General features: G+C 72.2%; 6 protein-coding genes. 4 read left to right on the top strand and 2 right to left on the bottom strand.

What is annotated here, in order from left to right:
* The coding region (locus FPZ41_RS42680) for a septum formation initiator family protein (protein ID WP_322621451.1) at nt 1–436 on the bottom strand (436 nt) is incomplete at its 3' end.
* Nucleotides 437–568: 132 nt separating this feature from the next.
* Nucleotides 569–1,525, bottom strand: a complete 957-nt coding sequence (gene rsmH, locus FPZ41_RS42675; protein WP_152869810.1) for a 16S rRNA (cytosine(1402)-N(4))-methyltransferase RsmH — start codon at nt 1,523–1,525, stop codon at nt 569–571.
* Nucleotides 1,526–1,968: 443 nt separating this feature from the next.
* Between rsmH and FPZ41_RS42670 the strand changes: the two genes are divergently transcribed.
* From FPZ41_RS42670 to FPZ41_RS42655, 4 genes are all read left to right on the top strand, one after another.
* Complete coding sequence (locus FPZ41_RS42670; protein WP_152869808.1) at nt 1,969–2,517, top strand: beta-class carbonic anhydrase; 549 nt, start codon at nt 1,969–1,971, stop codon at nt 2,515–2,517.
* 262 nt (nt 2,518–2,779) lie between these two features.
* The gene (locus tag FPZ41_RS42665; RefSeq protein ID WP_322621450.1) at nt 2,780–3,820 is read left to right on the top strand and encodes an AAA family ATPase; all 1,041 of its coding nucleotides are present in this window, start codon (nt 2,780–2,782) and stop codon (nt 3,818–3,820) included.
* Complete coding sequence (locus FPZ41_RS42660; RefSeq protein WP_152869806.1) at nt 3,817–5,187, top strand: DUF58 domain-containing protein; 1,371 nt, start codon at nt 3,817–3,819, stop codon at nt 5,185–5,187. Before FPZ41_RS42665 ends, FPZ41_RS42660 begins: the two co-directional genes overlap by 4 nt.
* Nucleotides 5,184–7,562, top strand: a complete 2,379-nt coding sequence (locus tag FPZ41_RS42655) for a transglutaminase TgpA family protein (protein ID WP_152869804.1) — start codon at nt 5,184–5,186, stop codon at nt 7,560–7,562. The genes FPZ41_RS42660 and FPZ41_RS42655 overlap by 4 nt, the downstream gene beginning before the upstream one ends.
* Nucleotides 7,563–7,754: the final 192 nt, after the last annotated feature.

Here is a 7,754-nt window from a genome sequence, read left to right as displayed (position 1 = left end):
GGGACGCGGGGGTGGGTGACGGGCTCGCGATCATCTTGGGGCCGAGCATGAGGGAGACCGCCGGGGTCTCCAGGGCGGCCGGGTCGGGGACGCCCCTGACGGTGCCGTCGGGGTTCAGGAAGGCCGGGTCGCCGCCGGGGACCATGCCCAGTTCGCGGGCGCGGCGCTGGAGGGCGTCGGGGGCCGAGTGGCCGTCCACGTCGCGCTGGAGGGCCTGCTCCTCATCCGTGAGGCTCTTGGTGTCGGCCTTGAGGTCGTCGAGCCTGAACGACCCTTCACTGAGCGCGGAGTTCAGCACGAGCAGGCCGATGAGGCCGCCGCCGAGGAGAACTACGACGAGGAGGACGAAGGGGGTGCGGGCCGCCTGGGCCGGTCCCGCGGGGAACAGCCGCGCGAGCCGGGCGGCCCGGCCCCTCAGTTCGGGTTTCCTACTCACGCACCCTCCTCGCGGGTTTGGATTCCCAACGGACGGCGATATGCGGCCGCGCCGCGTGGGCCCGGCCAGCCGAGGACGCCCCTCGGCCGACGGAACGCGCCGGGTAATCCACCGCCCTCCTCCTCATACGACTCACTCACCGTCCTCACGGATGCGCTCGGCGCCCCGCAGCCGCGCGGGAGCGGCTCGGCGGTTCTCCGCGACCTCCTCCTCGGTGGGAAGTTCGGCACCGCGGGTGAGCAGCTTGAGCCGGGGCTGGTAGCGCTCGGGGACGACCGGGAGCCCGGCGGGCGCGGTGGAGGTGGCACCGGCCGCGAACACCTGCTTGACCAGCCGGTCTTCCAGCGAGTGGTACGAGAGGACGGCGATACGGCCGCCGACGGCGAGCGCCTTCACGGCCGCGGGGATCGCCCTCTGAAGGACGGTGAGTTCGCCGTTGACCTCGATGCGCAGCGCCTGGAAGGTGCGTTTGGCGGGGTTGCCGCCGGTGCGCTTGGCGGCCTGCGGCAGGGCGTCACGGATCAGCTCGACGAGCCGCGCGCTGTTGCTGAACGGCTCCTTGTCCCGCTCACGCACGATCGCGGCGACGATCCGCTTGGCCTGCTTCTCCTCGCCGTACGCCCTGAGGATCCGCACCAGCTCGCCCGCCGGGTAGGTGTTGAGCACCTCGGCCGCGCTCATGCCGGTCGTCTGGTCCATGCGCATGTCGAGCGGGGCGTCCTGGGCGTACGCGAACCCGCGGTCGGCCTCGTCGAGCTGCATGGAGGAGACGCCGAGGTCGAACAGGACGCCCTGCACGCGGGGGGTGCCCAGGCGGTCGAGCACGTCGGGGAGTTCGTCGTAGACGGCGTGCACCAGGGTGGCGCGTCCACCGAAGGGCGCGAGCCGCTCCCCGGAGAGTCGCAGCGCCTCCTTGTCGCGGTCGAGGGCGACGAGCCGGGCCTCGGGGAACCGGGTGAGCAGCGCCTCGCTGTGGCCGCCGAGACCGAGAGTGCAGTCGACCACGACGGCGCCGGGCTCCGTGAGGGCCGGGGCCAGCATGTCCAGGCACCGCTGGAGCATGACGGGGACGTGGCGGCTGTTGGTCAAGGGGCCCTCTCAGGTCCGGCGCGGCCGTACGCACCGCTGGGTCCCCGCCCTCCCCCGGCCGACGCTGGGGGTGCCCCCGGTGAAGGGGAGGCCCGCCGGGGCCGGAGGTGTCAGCCGACCGGGAGCGGGAGGAGGCCGAGCCGTACGTGCGCGCCGCGCACGTGGGGAGACACCGGAAAATCGCCGGATCTCCTGGGATGTCAGTCCAGCAGGGGGAACCTCGCCTCCCGCTCCGCGTCACTTTAGTCCACGGTTTCCCGCGGTCAATCAACCGGCCTGCGCGTCGCGACAGGCCTGTTGTTCGAAGCACCAAACGGATCGTAACCACCTATATGGGCGCAACCGTGCCGCGCTTGCGGGTTACCCCACAACAAGCCTCGCTCGCGTTCTTTGTCGCGCCTCACAGCGGGCCCGTGGCGGCCGTGACCAGTACCGTCATAGGTATGACGACTTCCGCATCGCTTCCCACAGGGCCCGAAGACGCCATAACCGGCGGCGGGACCGTCACCGACCGCCTCGTCGAGGCGAACGAGCGGTACGCCGGCGCCTTCACCGATCCCGGAATGGACGCCCGTCCCGTCCTCCGCGTCGCCGTCGTGGCCTGCATGGACGCCCGTCTCGACCTGCACGCCGCGCTCGGCCTGGAGCTGGGCGACTGCCACACCATCCGTAACGCGGGCGGAGTCGTCACCGACGACGTGATCCGCTCCCTCACCATCAGCCAGCGCAAGCTCGGCACTCGCAGCATCGTCCTCATCCACCACACCGGCTGCGGTCTGGAGGCCCTCACCGAGGACTTCCGCAACGAGCTGGAGCTGGAGGTCGGCCAGCGCCCGGCGTGGGCGGTGGAGTCCTTCCGGGACGTCGACCAGGACGTACGCCAGTCGATGCAGCGCGTGCGCACCTCGCCCTTCCTGCTGCACACCGGCGACGTCCGCGGGTTCGTCTTCGATGTGCGGACGGGTCTGCTGCGCGAGGTCGACCCGGCCTGAACCGCGTCGAACCGGCCCGTGTGATCGCCTCGCTCCGCCCCGGTCACCTGTCGATTTCCTGACAACCTGGCGCTCAAAGGCCTGCAAGCCCCTACATATCGCGGCCAGTTATCCACAGGCGAGTGACACGAATCGGTAACGGCAGCAAGAATGCGGGTGTGGCGTCACGCGGAACTTTTCACGCGTGGTGCCCGTGTTCGGGGTGGGCCGGTCCGCATCGCAGAGCGTCGGCCCGGAGTAAGAACGGGCCGAGGAGGGCCGGGTGACGACCTATGACGATCGAGCGAGCCTTACAGATCTGACCAGCACTGTGGAGCGTGTCCGCAGTTCGGTCGAGGAAGTGATCGAGGGCAAGCCTGAGGTCGTACGGCTTTCGCTGACAGTTCTGCTCGCCGAGGGACATCTTCTGATCGAGGATGTTCCCGGCGTCGGAAAGACCATGCTCGCCAAGGCGCTGGCGCGGTCCATCGACTGCTCCGTGCGGCGAATCCAGTTCACGCCCGACCTGCTGCCGTCGGACATCACGGGCGTGTCCATCTGGGACCAGCAGCGGAAGGACTTCGAGTTCAAACCGGGGGCGATCTTCGCGCAGATCGTGATCGGCGACGAGATCAACCGCGCGTCGCCGAAGACGCAGTCCGCGCTCCTGGAGTCCATGGAGGAGCGCCAGGTCACGATCGACGGCAAGACCTACGAGCTGCCGAGCCCCTTCATGGTGGTGGCGACGCAGAACCCGGTCGAGATGGAGGGCACCTACCCGCTGCCGGAGGCGCAGCGCGACCGCTTCATGGCCCGGGTCTCCGTCGGCTATCCCAGCCCGGAGGCCGAGTTGCAGATGCTCGACATCCACGGCGGGGTGTCACCGCTGGAGGACCTGCAGCCGGTGGCACACGTGCACGAGATCGTGAAGCTGATCGAGGCCGTCCGGGGCGTGCACGTCGCTGAAACGGTCCGGCGGTACGCCGTGGACCTGGTGGGCGCCACCCGCACCCACCCCGACCTCAGACTCGGCGCCTCCCCGCGTGCCACGCTGCACCTGCTGCGCGCGGCGAAGGCCTCCGCTGCGCTGAGCGGCCGGGAGTACGCACTGCCGGACGACGTGCAGGCCCTCGCCGTCGCCGTCCTGGCCCACCGCCTGCTGCCCACCGCCCAGGCCCAGCTGAACCGGCGTACGGCTGAGCAGGTCGTCCAGGAGATCATCCAGCGCACGCCCGTCCCGTCCGCACCCCAGCCGCAGAACGGCTTCGGCGTGGGCCGCGGGGCGCCCGTCTATCCCCAGCAGCAGCCGCGGAGGCTTGGATGACCACCCCGGCGCAGGCGCCCGCCCCGGAGCAGGAAAAGGGCGGCCTGCGCACGGCGCTCGCCGGCCTCACCACCCGCGGGCGCTCCTTCCTGGCCGCCGGGGTCGCGGCCGCCGTCTGCGCGTACGTCCTGGGGCAGAGCGATCTGCTCCGGGTCGGCCTGCTGCTGACCGTGCTGCCGCTGATCTGCGCGACCGTGCTGTACCGCACGCGCTACCGGGTCGCGGGAAGCCGGCGCCTCGCCCCCTCGCGCGTGCCCGCCGGTTCCGAGGCCCGCGTCCATCTGCGGATGGACAACATCTCTCGGTTGCCCACGGGCCTGCTGATGCTCCAGGACCGGGTGCCGTACGTGCTGGGTCCGCGACCCCGGTTCGTCCTGGACCGGGTGGAGGCGGGCGGCCGCCGCGAGGTGTCGTACCGCGTGCGGTCCGACCTGCGCGGCCGCTATCCGCTGGGGCCGCTGCAGCTGCGTCTGTCCGACCCGTTCGGGATGTGCGAGCTGACCCGCTCCTTCTCCGCGTACGACACACTCACGGTCATCCCGCGCGTGGAGCCGCTGCCGCCGGTGCGGCTCAGCGGTGAGGCGAAGGGGTACGGCGACGGGCGGCAGCGTTCTCTGGCGCTGGCCGGCGAGGACGACGTGATCCCGCGCGGGTACCGGCACGGCGACGACCTGCGCCGGGTCCACTGGCGTTCGACCGCCCGGTACGGCGAGCTGATGGTGCGCCGCGAGGAGCAGCCGCAGCGCGCCCGCTGCTCGGTGCTGCTCGACACCCGGGGACTGGCCTTCGAGGGCGCGGGCCCGGACTCGGCCTTCGAATGGGCGGTCTCCGGCACGGCGTCGGTGCTGGTGCACTTGCTCGAACGAGGCTTCTCCGTACGGCTGTTGACGGACACGGGCAACTCGATGCCCGGCGAGGGGGCCGACGGGTTCGCGGGCGCGAGCCAGGAGTCGGCCGATGCCGCGGGGCTGATGCTGGACACGCTCGCGGTGATCGACCACTCCGACGGCACGGGGCTCTCGTCGGCGTACGACATGCTGCGCGGCGGGAACGAGGGACTGCTGGTGGCCTTCCTCGGTGACCTCGACGAGGAGCAGGCGGCCGTGGTCGGCAGGATGCGCCAGCGCAGCGGAGGGGCGGTCGCCTTCCTGCTGGACAGTGACACCTGGGTGCGTGAGCCGACCGACGTGCCCGCCCCGGGTGGGACGAACCGGAGCGAGGAGAGCCTGCGGATGCTCCAGGAGGCGGGCTGGACGGCGCTGAGCGTGCCGCGGGGCGCCGGACTGGCGGACCTGTGGCGCCAGGCGGACCGGCAGCGCACGGGTGTGACCACGGGCAGCGGTTTCGGTACGGAGGGACGGTCATGAGCGGTCGGGCGAGGCTGGCGCTGTGCGCCTGGGCCGCCACCCTGGCGTCGGCGTGCGCGCTGCTGCCGCTGGTCGATCAGATGGCCTGGATCCTGCAGGCGGCGCTCCTGCTCGGCGTGCAGACCGTGGTGGGGGCGCTGACCCGGCGGGTGCCGCTGGCGCGGCCGCTGACCGTGGCGGCGCAGGCGCTGGTCACGCTGCTGCTGCTCACGCTGGTCTTCGCCCGGCAGCAGGCCCTGATCGGGCTGATACCCGGACCGGAGGCGTTCCAGCACTTCTGGACGCTGCTGCAGAGGGGCGCGGAGGACGTCGGGAAGTACACGACCCCGGCGCCGCTGACCGACGGCATCAAGCTGATGATGGTCGGCGGTGTCCTGGTGATCGGACTCGCGGTGGATACGCTCGCGGTGACCTTCCGTACCGCCGCGCCGGCCGGTCTGCCGCTGCTCGCGCTGTATTCGGTCGCCGCGGGGCTGTCCGACGACCTGGAGTGGCTGTCGTTCGTGGTCGCGGCCGCCGGCTATCTGATGCTGCTCCTCGCCGAGGGCCGTGAGCGGCTGTCGCAGTGGGGCCGGGTCTTCGGCGGGACGCCCCGCGGGCCGGGGGCGGACTCCGCGGCCGGCGCGGTGGCCCCGATCCGGACCGGACGGCGCATCGGCGTGGTCGCGCTGGGCATCGCCCTGCTGCCGCTGCCCACACTCGACGGCGGACTGCTGGGCGCCGCGGGCACGGGAGTCGGTTCGGGCTCCGGGGGCGGCGGCACGATCTCGGCGGTGAACCCGCTGGTGTCGCTGCGCGACAGCCTGAACGTGGACGAGGACCGCCAGGTCATGTCGTACCGCACCAACAGCGAGGACACCCAGGACCTGTACCTGCGGATCGTCTCCCTGGACGAGTTCGACGGCACCGCGTGGAAGCCGTCCCAGCGCCGCATCGAGGACGTCCCGGAGACGTTTCCGACGCCGCTGGGTCTGGGCCCCGACATCAAGCGCACCGAGATCGAAACCCGGATTGCGGCGGCGCAGGACTACGGCCAGGACTGGCTGCCGATGCCGTACCCGGCGACCGGCGTGAACATCGAGGGCGACTGGCGTTACGAGCCGACGGGCCGCACGCTCGTCGGCGACCACGGGCAGAACACCCGGGGCGTGCGGTACACGGTCAGGAGCCTGATCGTGCAGCCGACCGCGGATCAGCTGTCCTCGGCGCCGGAGCCGCCGCCGGCTCTGAAGCGCGAGTACACCGCACTGCCGAACTCGCTGCCGCCGGTGGTCGCCCGGACGGCGCGCGACGTGACCGCGGGCTCGGCGAACAACTACGAGCGGGCGGTCAAGCTCCAGGACTGGTTCGCGGTGAGCGGCGGGTTCACGTACGACACGCAGGTGCAGGTGGGCAGCGGCTCGAACGCGATAGCGCGGTTCCTCCGGGACAAGGAGGGCTTCTGCGTCCACTTCTCATTCGCGATGGCGTCGATGGCCCGCTCGCTGGGCATACCGGCGCGGGTCGCGGTGGGCTTCACGCCGGGGTCACCGCAGCCGGACGGTTCGATGACCGTGGGGCTGCGGGACGCGCACGCATGGCCGGAGCTGTACTTCGAGGGCGTGGGCTGGACCCGCTTCGAACCGACCCCGAACCGCGGCAGCGCGCCGTCGTACACGCAGCCGGAGGTGTCGGGCAGCACGGGTCTCCCGGACGTGGCCCGGCCCACGCAGTCGGCGTCCACGGCGCCGTCCTCCGAGCCCTCGGCCAGCGAGAGCTGCGCCGGGCGGGAGCAGCAGCTTCAGGCGTGCGCGAGCGAGTCCCCGGCGGCAGCGGCGGGGTCGGATCACGATCCCTGGCGGTGGCTCCTGTTCCTGGGTATCGCCCTGGCTGTGCTCGCGGTGCTGGCGGTGCCGCTGCTGCCGATGATGTGGCGGATGCGGGTCCGGGCCGTACGGCTCGGCGCCCACGGCCGTACGCCGGAGGGTGTGGCGGCTCACACGCTGGCGGTCTGGGAGGAGGTCACCGACACGGCCTGGGACTTCGGGATCGGACCGGACGACTCCCAGACGCCCCGCAAGGCTGCCGCGCGGATCGTACGGCTCGGGCACCTCGACGAGGGGGCCACGGCGGCGGTGCACCGGCTGGCGGCGGCGGTGGAGCAGGTGCTCTACGCCCCCCGTCCCCGCCCGGCGACGGGTCTCGCGGAGGACGCCCGCCGGATCGAGGACTCGCTCCGGGCCGATGTCAGCGGCTCCACCCGCCTGCGCGCGCTCCTGGCCCCGCGTTCGACCGTCCGGGTCGTCTGGGCGGCCTCGGCCCGCTGGACGGCGCTCAAGGCCGACCTCTCGGCCCGCCGCCCGACCCTACGGCGCCCGTCGGGCCAGAACGGCTGAGTACCGGAGCACCGCACTGCGCGCCGCCCGCCGGGGCCCACCCCGGCGGGCGGCGCGCACTCCTGCTGCGGGTGGGCGGGGTGCCCCGGCGCAGCTGAGGCCACGCGGGGCGGGGTGTGGCCGAGCGCGATGAGCGCGATGAGATTGGCTGGAACTGCCCGGTGCAGAGCATGTCGCTGGGCGGCCTGGGCT

The sequence above is a fragment of the Streptomyces acidicola genome, from assembly GCF_009377235.1.
GTDB classification, from domain to species: Bacteria; Actinomycetota; Actinomycetes; order Streptomycetales; family Streptomycetaceae; genus Streptomyces; species Streptomyces acidicola.
This window is presented reverse-complemented; position numbering and strand designations above follow the sequence as displayed.

Coding starts and splice junctions, on each gene's coding strand:
- FPZ41_RS42670 (WP_152869808.1), top strand. CDS start 1,969: ATGACGACTTCCGCATCGCTTCCCACAGGGCCCGAAGACGCCATAACC.
- FPZ41_RS42655 (WP_152869804.1), top strand. CDS start 5,184: ATGAGCGGTCGGGCGAGGCTGGCGCTGTGCGCCTGGGCCGCCACCCTG.
- FPZ41_RS42660 (WP_152869806.1), top strand. CDS start 3,817: ATGACCACCCCGGCGCAGGCGCCCGCCCCGGAGCAGGAAAAGGGCGGC.